Consider the following 16,671-nt stretch of genomic DNA (forward strand, 5'->3'; position numbering starts at 1 on the left):
GGGCTGTCTTAGAAAGTCAAATCACCATTGAAAACAAAAAATCATAAACACCGATATATCAACGTTTCTAAAACATTAATGGGGGCGTCAATAAGCCGTAAAAACGACTTATTAGCACCCCCGTTTTTTGTGATTGCATTTTAATTCATTCGGTTTTGAGCTTCTTTTTCATTAATTCATTTATTATGGCAGGTATTAATAAATACAATGCGTAGGCAAAAGACATCCATGCTGCAAAAGCGATAACCTGCGGCTCATCAAGCTTAGGAAAAATCAGCTGGTGGTTGGATAAAGAAAAAGTATCTAAAATTAAACCAACGATCGTGCCGATGAATCCAAATTTCAGCGGTGCACTTTCGGCTTTGTCAAACAATACATATAAATACGTGGCTCCTGCCAATAACACCCCTGTTCCAGCTATTAGCAAAGAGAGGCTGACAGCAAACTCCGCTGTACCCGGTCTGAAAAGAACGCTGTCCCCAAACATAACAAAAAACATTGTGGCAAAAAACCAAACAAAAACGCTCCAGCATGCTGTGTACAAATATCCTTTCATTTGTTCTCCACCTCTTGTAAGCCGCTCAATGCTATAAATAATTTCTCAAGTTCTGCGTATGTTTTCTCTACCGGAAAATTTTTTGACAATAGAGCCTGTAAGGCGATTCCGTCTACAACAGCGTTTAAAATGATCGCCCATGTGTCAAGCGAAATTCCTTTAATTGGTGATGAAGGCCATATTTTTAATAAATTTTCCGCTAGAGCTTTATTTTCTTGTAAAATAATCCCCTCAAGCTGTTCCCTGATTTTATCATTATGAAAACCTGAAACGACGAGCGTTAAGAACAATTTATGAAAAAAAGAATCATGAGAACAACGGCTTTTCGCTGTCTCAATCGCTTGTTTAATGATGTTGCCGTCACTTTTCGATAATTCGTCCCAAGAACTGTCGCAAATATCTTTTACAATATCCAATAATAATTGTTCTTTAGTTCGAAAATGATAATAAACAGTCCCCTGCGTAACCCCTGCCGTTTCGGCGACTGCCCTCAATGTGAACTTTTCAATTCCGTTTTTGACTAAACACTTTTTCGCGGAACGAATTAATTCATTTTTACTAATAACATTCGGCTTTGCCATATGATCACTCCTTATTAGTTATTCATATAACTAATTTAACTCAAAAAAATTTACCGTTTATTCACTGATTCATTTTAGATTATACAAAATTCTTGACAGTACCACAATATAAAATGGTCATAATTACCATCTTTTCAAAAGTCATTTGAATTCTCTAATTTGAATATTGACAAGAAAAGAGTTTTCATGTTGACTCTTTTAAGAGAGAAAGGGCAGGTGAACAAAATGGATATCAATGAGTTTCAAAAATGGGTGAAGGAGTATTATGACAGCAGGGGCTGGGCTGAATTAGATATTTTTGTCCGCATTGGATTTTTAGCCGAAGAAACGGGGGAAGTTGCCCGAGCTATAAGAGCGCTTGAAATTGGCAGAGACAGGCCAGACGAATCAACAGGTTCAGTTGAGGAAAATAAACAGGCATTAATCGAAGAGCTGGGAGATGTGTTAGGAAACATCATAGTGATTGCAAACAAATACAATATTCCTTTGGAAGAAGTATTTCATTCACATAAAAAGAAGCTGTTAGATCGTTATTCTACTGTTTAAGTTTTATGTCTTAAAAATTCCGTAATAAGGTAAAATTGCGGCATCGCTGTTCCACGTGGTGAACGGATTCTTCCGTATTCTTTGATGCCGCAAACGATTGTTGAATAGATTGTGAAATCCATTTCTTTTTATGGTCGACCAATTGCAAATAAACTTTCTTTTCCGGGCAATAGGGGGGATGCCCAATTTTCAAAAGTCATTAGCGATAAAAACGATTCCAAGGTTATTAGATAAAAGGCAGTGTTCGCATCAGAGGATGACGATTCTGCGTAAAACGGTTCCGATCTTATATAGCTTGATATTACATAAGGGAGATGCCGTTTTTATTTGGTTATAAAAATTTTTGAAGTTTAACTTTTTAACTGAAAGGCTTTTATAAATTATTGGTTAGAAAAATCCTGATGGGACTATTTTTCTATTTTTCGTGTAATGCTGCGGCGGCCGTCTATACTAACAGGAACATCTCCTGCAATTGTAATTCTTCTCACAACTCTTTGTTCGTCGCCATAGTCATTTATTGCATAATGCTGGGTTGCACGGTTATCCCAAATCACAACATCTCCTGCACTCCATTTCCAGCGAACTGTATTTTCTAATTGTATAATATGCTGCTGCAGGACAGTGAACAATTGGGCTGAATCGAAGGTGGAAAGTCCGACAAATTTTTTGACAAAATGACCAAGTAAAAGATTGCGTTCACCGGTTTCAGGATGTATATGGACAACGGGGTGCTCGGTTTCATATAAAGTGGAAGTGAATACTTCGTCATAGTGCTTTTTTGCTTCAGGAGATATATTATATCGCAGTGCTGCATAATCATAGGCATTTGTATGGATTGCCCACAATTGATCAGCAAGATTCCGCAGTTCTGTTGGCAGAGTTTCATAGGCAGCAGCTGTGTTCGCCCAAACAGTATCCCCTCCTGCTTCAGGGATCACAACCCCCCGTAAAATGGAGAATTTCGGAAATGCATCTACAAATGTAACATCTGTATGCCATGAATTGGCCCGGTCGCCACGATCAGAGTCTAGCTCAAAAATATAATTGGAGCCGTCTTTTGCTGGAACAGTTGGATGAACAACAGGATTGCCAAGCAGCTGTGCAAAGGCTTCCTGCCCCGCATCATCTAGATGATGCTGATTTCGGAAGAAAACTACCTTGTACTTTAAGATCGCTTCGCGAATAAATTGAATTGTTTCAGCATCTAGTTCATCGGAAAGTTTGATGCCTGATATTTCAGCGCCAATTCGTCCGGCAACTGGTTTGACAATAATCTCTGATTCATTTTGTACTTGTTTGACATCAGTCATAGGATCGCCTCCTCAAGAAAGTTTATGATTCTACGGAATATTCATCTTTCTCAAAATTTCATCGGCACTTAATAGAAGCCCCACCTCCTTGCTCGTTGAGTGAGCCATTTTAATAAACCGATAATAAGCAAGAAAGCCAGAGCAGATGAGCTCCGGCTTCCAGATGGCTGGTCAGCTTTTTATTCCAGTTGTAAACCCAATAAATTCATATCGGTTTAGTAAAAATATTAGATTCACAAGAAAAAAATGTCAATATTAAATTTTAAAAATTTTTTATAAAAATTAATATTTTACAGTAAATTTTAGCTTGACTATTTTTCATTTGCTCAGTAACATTAAGGATAACTAATGTATACTAATTCAATAGGAAATATCGGTTAATTGATTGTTCCCACCGGTCAACCGGAGACATTGCTGCAAAATGTCTCCGGTATTTTTTTAATAGATGAATATGCCGACCAGTACACTGGAGGTCTTTACAGAAAATGTAAAGGCCTTTTTTATGCGGGCTGGCATGGACTTAATTGAACTGCCGTATACCGAACGGTACGTACGGTTGTGTGAGAGGTCGGGGGTTAGTCACCTCTTCCTATTCAATTGAAATCAAAAGGGAGGAGTAAGATGAAGTTGTTGAAGAATTGCAGAGTGATAGGAATTTTATTGTTAGTAGGGACAGTTGTTTTATCTGCTGGCTGCCAGAACAAAACAGTTGCTGAAAAAGAAGGCAAAGCCGGAGGTGATGGCAAATATGAGACGCTGACACTGCGCTATCAAGGATATCCTGGACAAGTCACTTTCCCGGAATTGGCGGAAGATTTAGGTTATTTAGATCCAATCAAACTTGAATGGGTTGGAAATACAACGAGTGGACCACAGGATATCCAAACAGCTGCAACAGGGGAAATTCATTTTGGCGGTGCATTTAATGGAGCAATTATTAAATTAAAAGCCAGCGGCGCCCCGATTAAAGCCGTGATCAGTTATTACGGCAGCGATGAAGATACTTTCAGTGGGTTTTATACATTAGAGGATAGTCCGATTAGAGAGGCGCGAGATTTAATTGGCAAAAAAGTCGGGATGAATACTCTCGGTGCACACCATGAATTCGTGTTAAAAGAATACTTGCGTCAAAATGGATTAACAGAGGAAGAAATTAAAAAAGTAACGATAGTGGTGATTCCGCCAGTCAATGCAGAACAAGCATTGCGTAATAAACAAATCGATGTAGCTGTGTTAGGCGGAATGCTGCGAGACCGGGCATTAGAAAGGGGCGGGATTCGGAAGCTCTTTAGTGATTATGATTTGTTTGGTGCTTTTAATGCGGGCAGTTATGTTTTTACTGAGAAATTCATTAAAGAAAATCCGAATACTGTGAGAAAATTCGTTGAAGCAACAGCGAAAGCAATTGAATGGGCGCGTTCAACCCCTAGAGAAGAAGTCATTGCCCGTTATGAAGCAATTATTGAAAAAAGAAAACGAAAAGAAGATGGTGAAACAGTTAAATTTTGGAAAAGTACAGGAATCGGCTCGAAAGGAGGTTATATACAGGAGAAAGATTTTCAAGTGTGGATCGATTGGCTAATAAAAAGCGGTGAGTTGAAAAAAGGCGAAATTGGGCTGGATGACTTATACACAAATGAATTCAACCCTTACTAAAGGAAGCTTGAACAAAAATGTTTAGGAGGTGTTCAACAGGTGACAGATAAAATTCAATTTGACCATGTCACAAAAATTTTTAAAATTCGGGATGTTGAAAAGGGAAAAGGAAGCTTTAAAGAGTTTACCGCATTGAGGAACGTTCATTTTTCCATTAAAAATGGAGAATTTCTAACGTTAGTCGGGCCGTCAGGATGCGGAAAATCAACTTTGCTTGATCTTCTCGGCGGATTGTCTCAACCAACATCTGGGAAAATTTTGATAGATGGGAAGCAAATCGACGGCCCCGGTTTAGATCGAGCAATTGTCTTTCAACAGTACGCCTTGTTTCCTTGGAAAACAGCTAAGGGAAATATTGAGTTTGGTTTAAAAGCGAAAGGTGTGCCAAAAAAGGAACGTTCGGAAATCGCCCGTCATTTTTTGGAGATAGTCGGCTTGTCCGGCTTTGAAGAACGTTATCCCCACGAACTATCAGGCGGGATGAAGCAGCGTGTAGCTATTGCTAGAAGTTTGGCTTTTGACCCTGACGTTTTATTAATGGATGAACCGTTTGCGGCCTTGGATGCTCAAACACGCGAAACATTGCAAAACGAATTGCTTCGTATCTGGGAAAAAACAAAGAAGACGATCGTGTTCATTACTCATGGAATTGATGAAGCCGTGTACTTAGGACAGCGTATCGCTGTAATGACTTCACGTCCGGGGACGATAAAACAAATTATTACAAACTCAGCTCATTCCCAAGCAAAGGAAGACGATGCGCGTTCCACGCCGGAATTTGTAAAGACTCGCCATCAAATTTGGGATTTACTTCGGGATGAGGTCAGTAAATCGCAAAATGATCATAAAAAAGAGCATTCAGCTTAGGAAATTTAATAAAAGGAGTGATGACATTGGCTAGTGTTAGCAAATCCATTCAAACTACATATGAAACGAGAAAACATATCCGTTTTTCTTTTCACTGGATTCAAAAACTTGTGAAGCAAACAGCCGTTATTATTCTGCTGCTTTTATTTTGGGAAGTGGCGCCTCGCATTGGAGTGACCGATCCGACGTTCTTTCCGCCTTTTTCAAAAGTAGTTGAAGGCTGGTGGGGATTAGTTGTCTCAGGTGAATTATTGGCTCACTTTCAAGCGAGTATTGTACGTTCATTTATTGGATTTGGAATTGCGCTGCTTATTGCTATTCCTCTCGGATTATTGATTGGCTGGTACCCGATCATTAGCGATTTGTTAAACCCGGTGCTGGAATTATTCCGAAACACAGCTGCATTAGCGTTATTGCCTGTATTTATATTAGTGTTTGGCATTGGTGAAACATCGAAAGTAGCGATTGTCTTATTCGCTTGTACATTTCCTGTTCTGCTAAATACTATTAGTGCCGTTCGAAATGTCGATCCGTTACTTATTAAATCGGCAAGATCAATGGGATTACCGCCATATAAATTGTTTTATCAAGTCATTTTGCCTGCATCTATTCCGACTATTTTTACCGGAATACGTATGGCTGGAACAGCTTCCATTCTCGTATTAATTGCTGCTGAAATGGTAGGGGCTAAAGAAGGATTAGGATACTTAATTAATTATACTCAAATGAATTTTCAAATTCCCGAAATGTATGCCGGTATTATTACCATTGCCATACTTGGCTTTGTATTAAATTATATTTTAGTATCTTTGGAAAAACGGTTCTCTGCTTGGAAGACAAATCAATAATAAAGGAAAGAGGGGAAAATTAAAATGACGGCAAATAAGCGCGAAATGAAATTAGGTGCATTTTTCATGATCCCAGGGCATCATGTCGCAGCTTGGCGGCATCCTGATGCAGAAGCTCATAATGTCATGAACTTTGATTTTATCAAAAGGCTTGCGCAGACGGCTGAACGAGGAAAGTTCGATATGATCTTTCTGGCGGACACGTATGCAGTAAGAACAGGCAATCAAAAGGCATTTGAGCAGACAGTGAATACATTTTTTGAACCATTTACTCTGTTATCAGCCCTTTCATCTGTGACCGAACGCATTGGGCTTGCAGCTACCGTGTCGACCACATTTAATGAACCCTTTAATGTAGCGCGAAGATTTGCCTCGCTTGATCATTTGAGCAAAGGCCGGGCAGCATGGAATGTCGTCACATCCAATACGGAAGCAGAAGCTCATAACTTTAGCTTAGAGCAACATCTTCCGCATGAACAGCGTTATGATCGTGCTGAAGAATTTGTAGATATAGTGAAAAAGCTATGGGATAGTTGGGAAGATGACGCTTTAGTGATTAATAAGGAATCGGCTCAATTTGTGGACGGCTCAAAAATACAGGCCATTCATCATAAAGGAAAGTGGTTTTCTGTAGAAGGACCTTTAAACGTTTCCCGTCCTGTTCAAGGCCATCCAGTTGTGATCCAAGCAGGTTCGTCTGAAGCTGGAAAAGAGCTGGCCGCACGTACCGCGGAGGTTATTTTTACAGCGTGGCAGACGCTTGAAGAGGCTCAAGCTTTTTATGCCGATGTGAAAGGAAGAATGAAAAAATATGGGCGTTCACCAGATGAATTGAAGATTATGCCAGGTGTTTTTCCTGTTATCGGAAGTACTGAAGAAGAAGCTGAGAAGAATAAGAAGCTGCTGGAAGAACTTATTCCTGAAGAAGCAGGAGTTGCTCTTTTATCTGGAATGTTAAGTGTTGATTTATCAGGGTATCCTGTCGACGGTCCCTTGCCTGATTTGCCTCATTTGGAACAAATAAATGGAGGGAAAAGCCGTTTTAAGCTGTTAAAAGACCTTGCTGAGCGTGAAGGATTAACGATTCGTAAGCTATATCAACGGATAGCAGGAGCACGAGGGCATAGAGAAATTAAGGGAACACCTGAACAAATTGCCGATCAACTGCAAGAATGGTTTGAAAATGGGGCAGCTGATGGCTTCAATATTATGCCGCCATATTTGCCCGGAGGACTTGAAGACTTCGTTGACTTAGTGATACCTGAACTGCAAAAACGGGGATTGTTCCGCACGGAATATGAGGGCAATACTTTACGAGAACATTTAGGGCTAAAACGTCCTGAAAATACTTTAATTGCTAAAATAGGAGAGACACTGTAGATGAAGGGAAATATTGCATCTAAAAAAATAGTCATGCGAAAATGACAGTTTAATGGTCGAGTCAATTAGTTAGGGGTGTCCCAAAAAGTAAAACTTTAGGGCATCCTTTTTATTTTAGAAGTAAGAGCTGGCCGCTTCTTTATTGGAATTAGACTAAGATTCATTTATATAAATTATCTTTTTTATATAATTTAGAAATTAATAAATGTTTTAAATTGAAAAGTTCATACTCTATTTTTGTTGCATGGACTGGAAATTCGATAAAAAAAACTTTCTGAAACTTAGTATACGAGGAGTGAGAGGCTATGGAAATATTTCTAGCTTGGAAGGATAATTCTTGATTGAATGTTTCTTGCTGCTCGATGTGTTTTAATAATTTAGAAATGTGATCATCCGAATGAGGGAACGAACGATTTTCGTTTGGTTTTTCAGCTGGAACGTGGCCCGTTACTTCTTCGAACGCCCCTTTCCCAAACCGGTCAACGACAACGATCGCGGCGTTCTCTAACTGCATGTTGTGTTGTTGAACAATGGTTTGGAAGTGTCTTAGTTTGACTAGGTCGCTTTCAATAAATAATCGCTGTGCTCGGTCATTTTTGATGAAGGTATAACCGTTCTTTTCCAAAGCTAGGTACCATTTTCGTAATGTACTATCACCAATTTCTAAGGTATGGCTCACTTCTTTGGTACTGTAAGCTCGTTCTTGCGATTTCATTCGTTCAACCTCCTAGTGGGATGGGACGGGATATAGAGCGTTCTCCTATCCGTTTTAGAAGCATTCGACAGATATAATTCATTTACCTGTTCTGTAAGGAGGAAAAGGGAGAGAAGGACTGCATAAAATCCGCCTTTTTTATGCAAGATTTAGAGCTTCATAAAAGGGGAAAACCCTTGATCCATCAAGGATGTATAAAATCCTGCATAAACGAGTCAAAACAGAAAACCGCCAATTCCTTGCGTATCAAGGGGTTGGCGGTTTTCATTACTTCCCATAGTTGGCTTTATGTTACCTAGATTTGTATAAAGCATTCACATATGTTTAATGATTTATTTTTTTGGGTTTAAATTTATTATCTATTTCTTTAAATTCCTCACTATCAATATCTGGTGGTTCATCCTCATCTTTTCTTAATTTCCAACCAATAAATCCAGTAACCATCGCAAATATGAGTGAACCTTGCCATTCGATTTCAATATTTGCCATAAAATTATCTATTACTTCAATCAATAAAAAGGTAAGAGTTGTATTCAAAATAAATGGTAGCCATCCTTTACTCGTTTGAAGTATGCCAACAGATTTTAAAGCTTTTGGTATTGCATCTGTAATAAAAGCAAGAGGTATTTCAAGGAATAAATACAAAATAAAGAACAATACTAAATCCAATAATGAATTATATTGGAAACCTATTATTCTTAAAATGATGTATTCAAAAAAAGCAATAAAGAGTAATATTATCAGTACGATAGAAATAGAGATACCTACAGTTTTAAATTTATTGATATGAACTGCCTCCTTCAATTATTTTTCTCAATATTTTAAATTAGAACAGGTAATTATCATTACCAATTATTAGTAAAAATGATTTATATATATAAAGAACTTGAGAAAGTCTCTTTTCTAATTTTATTTATTTATCATCATTAAGGAACTATATGCATTCACTTTTCCTTCTCCAAAATAATTGTCTCTACCAGGCTTACCGATATCAGAACTTCCCTTCTCTAGATATTTAAGCACTTTATTAACAGAAGGCTTATTACCTGTTCGTTCTGTATACTCTGAAATAATAAGAGCTGCCTAGCACTGACTTGTGCTACGGTATAACTTGTTCCTTTAGTTAGTGTGTATCCTTGAGGAATTCCAAGCCCCTTTACTTTCTGCATATTTTACAGCTTTTTTATATGCCTTAATCAGTAACTTATCTTCTTTTTCTGACTTAATAAAATAAGTACCGACGCTTAAGTTGATCACATCATTATCATTATTAGCTGCATCAATAATAGCTTCTATCACCCATACTGATTTCCCTACCTCATTTCCAATAACTTTGTAAGGAACAATTGTTGTATCTGGAGCAATACTTGACATTATCCCAGCAATAGTTGTGCCATGACCTAATTCATCAGTAATATCCATGTCATTTGTGACATAATTTTTTGCTAATGTTAAATCAATATTTTCTTTTATCAATGGGTGTTCTATATCTACTCCACTATCTATTAAAGCAATTGTGGAATGTTCTCCTGTATCAATAGATAAATTCTTATAATCACTTTTCACATCTTTTAAATACCAATTAAAAGGCGTAAATGTTTCAGAATTTAGTGATGGAAACTCGATATTAGTGTCAAATTGATTAGATTCTTTAAACTCATCGAGTGTTAATTGCTTCACTTCGTTTAGAATTCTATTTGGTGTAACGGCATCTTCGTAAGGGGAAATGAGATCTGGTAATTCCCCTTGTAGTAAGCGTCAAATAAAACCCACATTCCGATCATAGGTCATCCGTGTGATAATCTTCTTAGAATGATTCGGGAGGTTTTGCAATGACCCTAAAAGAAAAAAGAATAGAATGGAAAGCACGATATGATGCCTGGAAAAAGAGTGGACAGAGTATAGCGGAGTGGTGCCGGGATCAAGGAATCAAAACCCACCAAATGTACTATTGGGTGAGGCAGTTCTCCCGCGGTGGCAGTTGCACTGAAACGCCTGTCCAGACGCAGTGGCTGGCTGTTCAGGTAGAAGAAGCCTTGCCCTCTTCAGGTCAAGGTCCGATCTTTTTACACGTTGATGCGATCTCCGTTGAAGTACGGCCCGGTGCCAATCTGGATCTATTAACCGATGTGATTCGGGTGCTGCAACACCAATGTTGATGAATTCCCCGTTTGAACGTGTCTATCTGGCGCGTGGCAGTACGGATCTTCGCAAATCGATTGACGGACTGGCCGCTATTGTACAGGAATGCTTTGAACTCGATCCCTTTTCTCCGTGCTTATTCGTGTTTTGTAACCGGAAACGGGACAAGTTAAAGATTCTTCAATGGGAACATAACGGCTTCTGGCTTCATTATCGCCGTCTGGAAAAAGGGACGTTCCACTGGCCGTCGGAGAATGATACAGCGCCCATGTCTATCAGTTCACGCCAGCTGCGCTGGCTGCTGGACGGCTTGCCAATCGAACAAAAGCAAGCGCATCAGGAAGTGAAGGCACGCATCCTTCTATAAAACAAATAAATAAAAAAAGAATTCGATACTAGGCAAGTTGGATTCTTTTCCGTATACTGGACATATGGAAAAATCAGCGCAGACTTCAAAAGGCACAATTGAATATTACAAAGCGCTCAACGAAAAGCTCCAAATGGAAAAGGAAGAGTTGGAAGCGAAATTAAAATGGTATGAGGAACAATTCCGCCTCAGCCAGCAACGCCTATTCGGAGCTTCCAGCGAGAAGACCCATCCGGACCAGCTCTCCCTTTTCAACGAAGCCGAGTCCACGGCTGATCCAGCTATGGAAGAGCCCACCGTTGAGACGATGACATATAGACGCAAGAAACAACACGGCCAACGCAAACGCATGCTTGAAAACCTGCCTACAGAGACGATCGAATACCGTTTGTCTGATGAGGAACAGGTCTGTTCGTGCTGTGGCGGTGCTATGCATGAAATGAGCACAGAAGTACGCAAGGAATTGAAAGTTATTCCTGCCCAAGTGAAAGTAGTCGAACATGTGCGTCATGTATATAGCTGCCGTCACTGTGAGCGTCATGAACTGAACACACCTATTGTGACAGCGAAGATGCCGGAACCTGTTTTCCCTGGAAGCCTAGCGTCTCCGTCGTCAATGGCTTATACCATGACACAAAAATACGTAGAAGGTATGCCCCTGTATCGCCAGGAGAAACAACTGGAACGCTTTGGCGTGTCCATACCTCGGCAAACGCTGGCCAATTGGACCATTTATGGGGCTCAAACTTGGCTTAGCCTCATTTACGATGAGATGCATGAGCACCTCCTACAGAAGGATCGTCTGCATGCGGATGAGACAACCTTGCAGGTCCTGTCTGAACCGGACCGGCCAGCGATGTCGACTTCCTACATATGGCTTTATCGTACCGGTCGCGGGGATACACCAATCGTCTTATACGATTACCAGCAAACCCGTGCAGGCAAGCACCCACGCCGTTTTTTGGACGGCTTCCGGGGATATTTGCATGTGGACGGGTATGCGGGTTATAACGTCCTCCCCGATGTGAAATTGGTCGGGTGCTGGGCCCATGCCCGCCGCAAATTCACAGAAGCCCTGCAGGCACTGCCTGAATCGGCGAGCACTTCCACCGTCAAAGCAAAGGAAGGTCTGGCCTATTGCAATAAACTTTTTGAAATTGAGCGCAAGCTTAAAGATGCAAGTCCAGAGGAGCGCTATCAAGCACGGCTGGAGCACAGCAAACCCGTGCTTGAGGCTTTTTTGTCATGGCTTAAAGAGCAAATGCCGCGCGTACTGCCAAAAAGCGCACTTGGCAAAGCGATCAAGTATTGTCGTAACCAATGGGAGCGGTTGGAGGCATTTTTAGAGGACGGCCGTTTGGAGATCGATAATAATCGCGGGGAACGGTCAATTAAACCTTTTGTGATCGGTCGCAAAAACTGGCTCTTCAGTAATACGTCAAAAGGAGCAAGGTCCAGTGCGATCATCTATAGTGTTGTGGAGACAGCCAAGGAAAACGAGTTGGATCCATTCAACTACCTTAGCTATCTGTTTCAAGAGCTTCCCAATATAGATACGACAGATAAAACAAAATTAGCTGAATTCCTGCCATGGTCACCGACGCTTCCGCAGGAATGCCGTGTTCCTAAAAAATCTAAATAAAGCATACATGAAATCCCCATCTGAATACAGGTGGGGATTACTTTACGCTTACCCTTGTACATCTATATATTCTATTATTTTATTTTCAATTTTATTTACATCTATATTTTTAGAATTCTCTACATATATTAATCCAATATCTTCGATTGCTGTTACATTCAAAGACGGGTATTGGTTTTTCATAATTTCTAAAACTTCTTTAGCCTGTTTAGGACTTTTTAATAAATATGTGTAATTTTCTAGAGAATTATTTTTTTCTACAGTATTGTTTGATTCGGCAGAACCATAAACCGGAAATAAGACTAATATGAAAAAAATACTTGGAAGAACAAACAAATACTTTTAAATTATTTTTCTACCCCACTTTATACAAATTCAAAATTTCCAAACATTCAGTAGTATATCACACTATTATAAAAAATTCCAATATTTTCATATATTTTACAAATTTAAACTTCGATTATATTTTTCGTTTTTATTAATTTCGATTAGGAACTGAAAGCAGCAGGGATTTATCAAACATATCATCAATGATTTCGTTCTTACCATATAAGTATATGTTTTTCAGTATTTCTCGAAGCTCCACATGAAAATTTAGTACATTATTGCGAAAATGGCAAAGAATTTAAAGGTAAAACAGCACAATTGTTTGTATAATCAGAAAATAAAAATTGTTAAAATTATTCCATAAATTAAATCAAATATAAGGAGTGGTTGAAATGGCTATTATGCGGGTTGGCAAGGCTGAAATAAGAGTCATGGATCTTGAAGAATCAGTCAAGTATTACACAAATGTAATTGGTCTTGAAGAGATGAGAAGAAGTGAAGGGAGAGTTTATTTAAAGGCGTGGGATGAATTCGATCATCATAGCCTTATTCTTCAGGAGGCTGACTCTCCTGGTCTTGATCACATTGCTTTTAAAGTAGAAAACGAAGAAGATTTAGCCAAGTACGAAAAGAAGATTGAACAATTCGGGTGTACATTAAAACGGGTTTCAAAAGGAACAAGAATTGCGGAAGGAGAAGCAATTCGTTTTGAACTTCCAACAGGCCACCAAGTTGAATTGTATCATAAAATCGAGCGTGTCGGTACGAAAACAGGAGATTGGAATCCTCACCCATGGCCGGATGGACTGCGGGGAATTGCGCCGCATCGTCTCGATCACCTAGCATTAACAGGAGATGATATAGACACTGTAACGAGATTTTTCACTGAAGTCCTGGATATGTTCGTTAGTGAAAAAATTACAACAGTAGATGGAGAACAAATGGTGGGGAGCTTTATTTATGCTAGAAATGGAAAACCGCATGATGTTGCCTTTATTAAAGGACCGGACAAGAAGATGCACCATGTCGCGTTCTATGTTGACAATTGGTATGATGTGCTAAAGGCAGCAGATATTTTATCAAAAAATAATGTCCAATTCGATGTTACACCGACACGCCATGGCATTACGCGAGGACAAACAACTTATTTCTTTGATCCTTCAGGCAATCGCAATGAAGCTTTTGCGAGCGGTTACATTACTTATCCTGATTTTCCAACTATAACATGGACTGAAGACAAAATCGGTCAAGGAATTTTTTATCACAGAAGAGAGTTGACGGAGTCATTCGCCAAGGCATTGACGTAAGAAAAAGCACAACTGATCATAAGCGAGGATAAAAACATGCCGATTATTCAAATTCAATTGTTTGGAAGTCTTACAGTAGAACAAAAAGAGACGTTAATAAAAGAAACATCGGACGCAGCAGCCCATGCCTTAAATGTGCCATTAAGCACCATTCGTGTACTGATTCAAGAGCTTCCTGCGGAAAACTGGGGAATTTCCGGAGAATCAGCACAAAAGAAACTCAGTCAAACTAAAGGAAAATAATCGAAATTCTTGTATTTTTAAAGAATTTTCACGATTCTTTCATATCTGTGTGGAACAGATTTCGCAGTGTTTAAACTAAAAAGTGTATTTTGTAAGCGTTATCAAGAAATTTTTAATCTTTTATGGAAATAGGCAGACCGAATAGCGGTTTGCCTTACCTTAAATGATATGTAGGGAGACGCTGAATCTCCTTAAATGACAGGTCGGGGGAGGAAAATTAGAATGGAAAAAAATAGAATTTTGTTAGAGAATAAACCGGACATCGCTACTCTTCTTGCCAAAGCAGAAGAGGTAGGGCGTCTTGCTGAGGAAGAAGCTAGCGAAGCTGATCGAAATGCCCGTTTTTCTGATCGGGTGGCTAAGGCCATTAAAGATGCAGAGTTTCACAAGCTTTTGCGTCCCAAGCGGTACGGAGGGCTTTTAGTAGACTTAAGGACTTATAGAGAGATTATCCGCACAGTGGCTCGCCACAGTGTGGCCGGTGCTTGGCTGACATACTTTTACTCCATGCATGAAGTTTGGGCTGCATATCTGGATCCAAAAGGCAGAGAAGAAATCTTTGGGCAAGGAGGATTGCTGGCTGACGTGGTGGCCCCTGTAGGCCGAGTAGAGAAAGATGGTGAAGGCTACCGTCTCTATGGGCAGTGGAACTTCTGCAGCGGTGTCCTCCATAGTGATTGGATCGCTCTCGGTGCCATGATGGAACTGCCTGACAGCAATGGTCCAGAGTACTGTCTGTTGGCGTTGCCCAAGTCTGATGTCAAAATCGTAGAAAATTGGAATACGATTGGTCTCCGTGCTTCTGGAAGCAATGGAGTACTTGTCGAAGGCGCCTATGTGCCATTGCATAGAATCCTTCCAGCTGGTCGAGTGATGGCTGATGGAAAACCGGTCGGGGGCGATTATGATGAGAATGATCCGGTATATCGTATACCGTTTATGCCGCTTTTCTTGCTGGGATTCCCTTTAGTATCTTTGGGCGGGGCAGAACGGCTGGTGTCACTATTTCAAGAGCGCACCGAGAAACGTATTCGTGTCTTCAAGGCCGGTGCGAAGGAAAAGGACTCTGCGGCCAGTCAGCGGTTACTGGCTGAAATGAAAACAGAATTAAATGCAATGGAGGGCATTGTTGAACAATATATTCGCCAGCTAGAGGCTTGTCAAAAAGAAGGAAAGACCGTGATGAACGATATGGAAAGAGAACAACTGTTTGCATGGCGAGGATATGTGGCAAAGACGTCAGCTAATATCGCTGTGAGAACAATGCTGACACTTGGAGGCAATTCGATCTTTAAAGGGGATCCGGTCGAACTGTTCACGCGAGATTTGTTAGCTGTGGCGGCTCATCCAAACTCCCTGTGGGAGGACGCTATGGCTGCATACGGAAGGACATTATTTGGTTTACCGGGTGATCCAGTCTGGTAAAGCAGCGGCAGAGTGTGTAATTGGAGTTAAAATCACTCTTTATGAGTGTGAAATGTTTTAGGTAGAGGGAGTTCAACTTCGCATAAAGCTCGGACCAATAAAACCAGCTGGAGGGTTGTTATTCAATTCTTAACAGTTGTGAGGGTCCAGCACAATATTTATGGTTCAATTATGGGGAATTTTAACAAAAAACTACCGAAAAAGGAAAGGATACTGATACCGATGGATGATCGTTTGTTTCGCAACGTAATGGGGAAATTTGCAACAGGGGTGACAGTTATAACGACGGAGATCGATGGGAGTATACACGGTATGACTGCAAATGCATTTATGTCCGTATCGTTAAATCCAAAATTAGTGCTTATTTCGATTGGTGAAAAAGCTAAGATGCTTGGCCGCATTAAAAAATCTAAAACATATGCCGTGAGCTTTTTGACTGAAAATCAAAAGGAAATATCTATGCAATTTGCCGGACAAATCAAGGAAAATCGTGAAGCTGAATTTGATTGGTTGAACGGTATGCCTGTGATTAAAGGAGCGATCGCTTCCTTGACATGCAATGTGGTTGCAGAATATGAAGCAGGAGATCATACATTGTTTATTGGAGAAGTTACAGATGTTCATTTTCAGGAAGATGCTGAACCGTTAATATTTTTCCAAGGAAAATACCGCGAATTAAAATCTCTAAAAGAAAGCGTCCATAGTTAACGATTCCGTTGAAAAGAGGGGAGCTCAATTTCTTTATCATAGTGTTAACAA

At 39.9% G+C, this 16,671-nt stretch carries 19 protein-coding genes; 12 read left to right on the plus strand and 7 right to left on the minus strand.

All coding sequences use genetic code 11. The features are described from left to right. Window positions 1-145: 145 nt before the first annotated feature. Entirely contained in the window at window positions 146-556 is a 411-nt protein-coding gene (locus NSQ94_RS03480) for a DUF5367 family protein (RefSeq protein ID WP_339230124.1), read from the minus strand. Then, on the minus strand, window positions 553-1,137 hold the full coding sequence (locus NSQ94_RS03485; protein WP_063388407.1) for a TetR/AcrR family transcriptional regulator: 585 nt from the start codon (window positions 1,135-1,137) through the stop codon (window positions 553-555). Before NSQ94_RS03485 ends, NSQ94_RS03480 begins: the two co-directional genes overlap by 4 nt. Before the next feature lie 225 nt (window positions 1,138-1,362). Between NSQ94_RS03485 and NSQ94_RS03490 the strand changes: the two genes are divergently transcribed. Then, window positions 1,363-1,683 carry a MazG-like family protein gene (locus tag NSQ94_RS03490; RefSeq protein ID WP_130158717.1) on the plus strand — a complete coding sequence of 107 codons (321 nt, stop codon included), beginning with the start codon at window positions 1,363-1,365 and terminating at the stop codon, window positions 1,681-1,683. Window positions 1,684-2,090: 407 nt separating this feature from the next. Here the strand turns inward: NSQ94_RS03490 and NSQ94_RS03495 are convergent, their stop codons facing one another. After that, window positions 2,091-2,993: a TauD/TfdA family dioxygenase gene (locus tag NSQ94_RS03495; protein ID WP_186439284.1), complete on the minus strand. Its 903-nt coding sequence runs from the start codon at window positions 2,991-2,993 to the stop codon at window positions 2,091-2,093. 621 nt (window positions 2,994-3,614) lie between these two features. Here NSQ94_RS03495 and NSQ94_RS03500 point away from each other — a divergent pair. From NSQ94_RS03500 to NSQ94_RS03515, 4 genes are read left to right on the plus strand one after another with little or no spacing between them, the layout of a single operon-like run. Beyond that, a complete protein-coding gene (locus NSQ94_RS03500) occupies window positions 3,615-4,649 on the plus strand; it encodes an ABC transporter substrate-binding protein (protein WP_339230126.1) in 1,035 nt (344 codons plus the stop codon). A gap of 39 nt (window positions 4,650-4,688) precedes the next feature. Next, window positions 4,689-5,516, plus strand: coding sequence for an ABC transporter ATP-binding protein (locus NSQ94_RS03505; protein WP_339230128.1), 828 nt, complete (start codon window positions 4,689-4,691; stop codon window positions 5,514-5,516). A gap of 26 nt (window positions 5,517-5,542) precedes the next feature. After that, the gene (locus tag NSQ94_RS03510) at window positions 5,543-6,364 is read left to right on the plus strand and encodes an ABC transporter permease (protein WP_339230130.1); all 822 of its coding nucleotides are present in this window, start codon (window positions 5,543-5,545) and stop codon (window positions 6,362-6,364) included. A 24-nt stretch (window positions 6,365-6,388) separates the two neighbouring features. Continuing rightward, window positions 6,389-7,744, plus strand: coding sequence for an LLM class flavin-dependent oxidoreductase (locus NSQ94_RS03515; protein WP_339230132.1), 1,356 nt, complete (start codon window positions 6,389-6,391; stop codon window positions 7,742-7,744). A gap of 160 nt (window positions 7,745-7,904) precedes the next feature. Here the strand turns inward: NSQ94_RS03515 and NSQ94_RS03520 are convergent, their stop codons facing one another. The 3 genes from NSQ94_RS03520 to NSQ94_RS03530 all read right to left on the minus strand — a co-directional run bounded on the left by NSQ94_RS03520 (window position 7,905) and on the right by NSQ94_RS03530 (window position 10,139). Continuing rightward, a complete protein-coding gene (locus NSQ94_RS03520) occupies window positions 7,905-8,459 on the minus strand; it encodes a hypothetical protein (protein ID WP_339230134.1) in 555 nt (184 codons plus the stop codon). A 324-nt stretch (window positions 8,460-8,783) separates the two neighbouring features. After that, on the minus strand, window positions 8,784-9,263 hold the full coding sequence (locus tag NSQ94_RS03525; RefSeq protein ID WP_232515605.1) for a YrvL family regulatory protein: 480 nt from the start codon (window positions 9,261-9,263) through the stop codon (window positions 8,784-8,786). A 315-nt stretch (window positions 9,264-9,578) separates the two neighbouring features. Next, window positions 9,579-10,139: a S8 family serine peptidase gene (locus NSQ94_RS03530; RefSeq protein ID WP_339230136.1), complete on the minus strand. Its 561-nt coding sequence runs from the start codon at window positions 10,137-10,139 to the stop codon at window positions 9,579-9,581. 152 nt (window positions 10,140-10,291) lie between these two features. On the opposite strand from NSQ94_RS03530, the gene NSQ94_RS03535 reads away from it, so the two are divergent. From NSQ94_RS03535 to NSQ94_RS03545, 3 genes are all read left to right on the plus strand, one after another. After that, window positions 10,292-10,618, plus strand: a complete 327-nt coding sequence (locus NSQ94_RS03535) for a transposase (RefSeq protein ID WP_066252076.1) — start codon at window positions 10,292-10,294, stop codon at window positions 10,616-10,618. Next, a complete protein-coding gene (gene tnpB / locus NSQ94_RS03540) occupies window positions 10,618-10,968 on the plus strand; it encodes an IS66 family insertion sequence element accessory protein TnpB (protein WP_339230705.1) in 351 nt (116 codons plus the stop codon). The genes NSQ94_RS03535 and tnpB overlap by 1 nt, the downstream gene beginning before the upstream one ends. 133 nt (window positions 10,969-11,101) lie before the next feature. Beyond that, window positions 11,102-12,610, plus strand: a complete 1,509-nt coding sequence (locus tag NSQ94_RS03545; protein WP_261308811.1) for an IS66 family transposase — start codon at window positions 11,102-11,104, stop codon at window positions 12,608-12,610. 48 nt (window positions 12,611-12,658) lie between these two features. Here the strand turns inward: NSQ94_RS03545 and NSQ94_RS03550 are convergent, their stop codons facing one another. After that, complete coding sequence (locus NSQ94_RS03550) at window positions 12,659-12,946, minus strand: hypothetical protein (RefSeq protein ID WP_339230138.1); 288 nt, start codon at window positions 12,944-12,946, stop codon at window positions 12,659-12,661. 383 nt (window positions 12,947-13,329) lie between these two features. Between NSQ94_RS03550 and NSQ94_RS03555 the strand changes: the two genes are divergently transcribed. From NSQ94_RS03555 to NSQ94_RS03570, 4 genes are all read left to right on the plus strand, one after another. After that, a complete protein-coding gene (locus NSQ94_RS03555) occupies window positions 13,330-14,244 on the plus strand; it encodes a catechol 2,3-dioxygenase (RefSeq protein WP_063388369.1) in 915 nt (304 codons plus the stop codon). Window positions 14,245-14,280: 36 nt separating this feature from the next. After that, on the plus strand, window positions 14,281-14,487 hold the full coding sequence (locus tag NSQ94_RS03560) for a 2-hydroxymuconate tautomerase family protein (RefSeq protein WP_063388368.1): 207 nt from the start codon (window positions 14,281-14,283) through the stop codon (window positions 14,485-14,487). A gap of 222 nt (window positions 14,488-14,709) precedes the next feature. Beyond that, window positions 14,710-15,912: a flavin-dependent monooxygenase gene (locus NSQ94_RS03565; RefSeq protein WP_327873251.1), complete on the plus strand. Its 1,203-nt coding sequence runs from the start codon at window positions 14,710-14,712 to the stop codon at window positions 15,910-15,912. A gap of 222 nt (window positions 15,913-16,134) precedes the next feature. Beyond that, window positions 16,135-16,620, plus strand: a complete 486-nt coding sequence (locus NSQ94_RS03570) for a flavin reductase family protein (RefSeq protein WP_339230140.1) — start codon at window positions 16,135-16,137, stop codon at window positions 16,618-16,620. Window positions 16,621-16,671 lie beyond the last annotated feature (51 nt).

The sequence above is a fragment of the Aeribacillus sp. FSL K6-2833 genome, from assembly GCF_037965815.1.
GTDB classification, from domain to species: Bacteria; Bacillota; Bacilli; order Bacillales; family Aeribacillaceae; genus Aeribacillus; species Aeribacillus composti.

Excerpts from the sequence above, each read along its gene's own strand:
- NSQ94_RS03535 (WP_066252076.1), top strand. The coding sequence starts at position 10,292 with ATGACCCTAAAAGAAAAAAGAATAGAATGGAAAGCACGATATGATGCC.
- tnpB (WP_339230705.1), top strand. The coding sequence starts at position 10,618 with ATGAATTCCCCGTTTGAACGTGTCTATCTGGCGCGTGGCAGTACGGAT.
- NSQ94_RS03500 (WP_339230126.1), top strand. The coding sequence starts at position 3,615 with ATGAAGTTGTTGAAGAATTGCAGAGTGATAGGAATTTTATTGTTAGTA.
- NSQ94_RS03515 (WP_339230132.1), top strand. The coding sequence starts at position 6,389 with ATGACGGCAAATAAGCGCGAAATGAAATTAGGTGCATTTTTCATGATC.
- NSQ94_RS03485 (WP_063388407.1), bottom strand. The coding sequence starts at position 1,137 with ATGGCAAAGCCGAATGTTATTAGTAAAAATGAATTAATTCGTTCCGCG.
- NSQ94_RS03520 (WP_339230134.1), bottom strand. The coding sequence starts at position 8,459 with ATGAAATCGCAAGAACGAGCTTACAGTACCAAAGAAGTGAGCCATACC.
- NSQ94_RS03570 (WP_339230140.1), top strand. The coding sequence starts at position 16,135 with ATGGATGATCGTTTGTTTCGCAACGTAATGGGGAAATTTGCAACAGGG.
- NSQ94_RS03545 (WP_261308811.1), top strand. The coding sequence starts at position 11,102 with ATGGAAAAGGAAGAGTTGGAAGCGAAATTAAAATGGTATGAGGAACAA.
- NSQ94_RS03560 (WP_063388368.1), top strand. The coding sequence starts at position 14,281 with ATGCCGATTATTCAAATTCAATTGTTTGGAAGTCTTACAGTAGAACAA.
- NSQ94_RS03565 (WP_327873251.1), top strand. The coding sequence starts at position 14,710 with ATGGAAAAAAATAGAATTTTGTTAGAGAATAAACCGGACATCGCTACT.
- NSQ94_RS03495 (WP_186439284.1), bottom strand. The coding sequence starts at position 2,993 with ATGACTGATGTCAAACAAGTACAAAATGAATCAGAGATTATTGTCAAA.
- NSQ94_RS03480 (WP_339230124.1), bottom strand. The coding sequence starts at position 556 with ATGAAAGGATATTTGTACACAGCATGCTGGAGCGTTTTTGTTTGGTTT.
- NSQ94_RS03490 (WP_130158717.1), top strand. The coding sequence starts at position 1,363 with ATGGATATCAATGAGTTTCAAAAATGGGTGAAGGAGTATTATGACAGC.
- NSQ94_RS03555 (WP_063388369.1), top strand. The coding sequence starts at position 13,330 with ATGGCTATTATGCGGGTTGGCAAGGCTGAAATAAGAGTCATGGATCTT.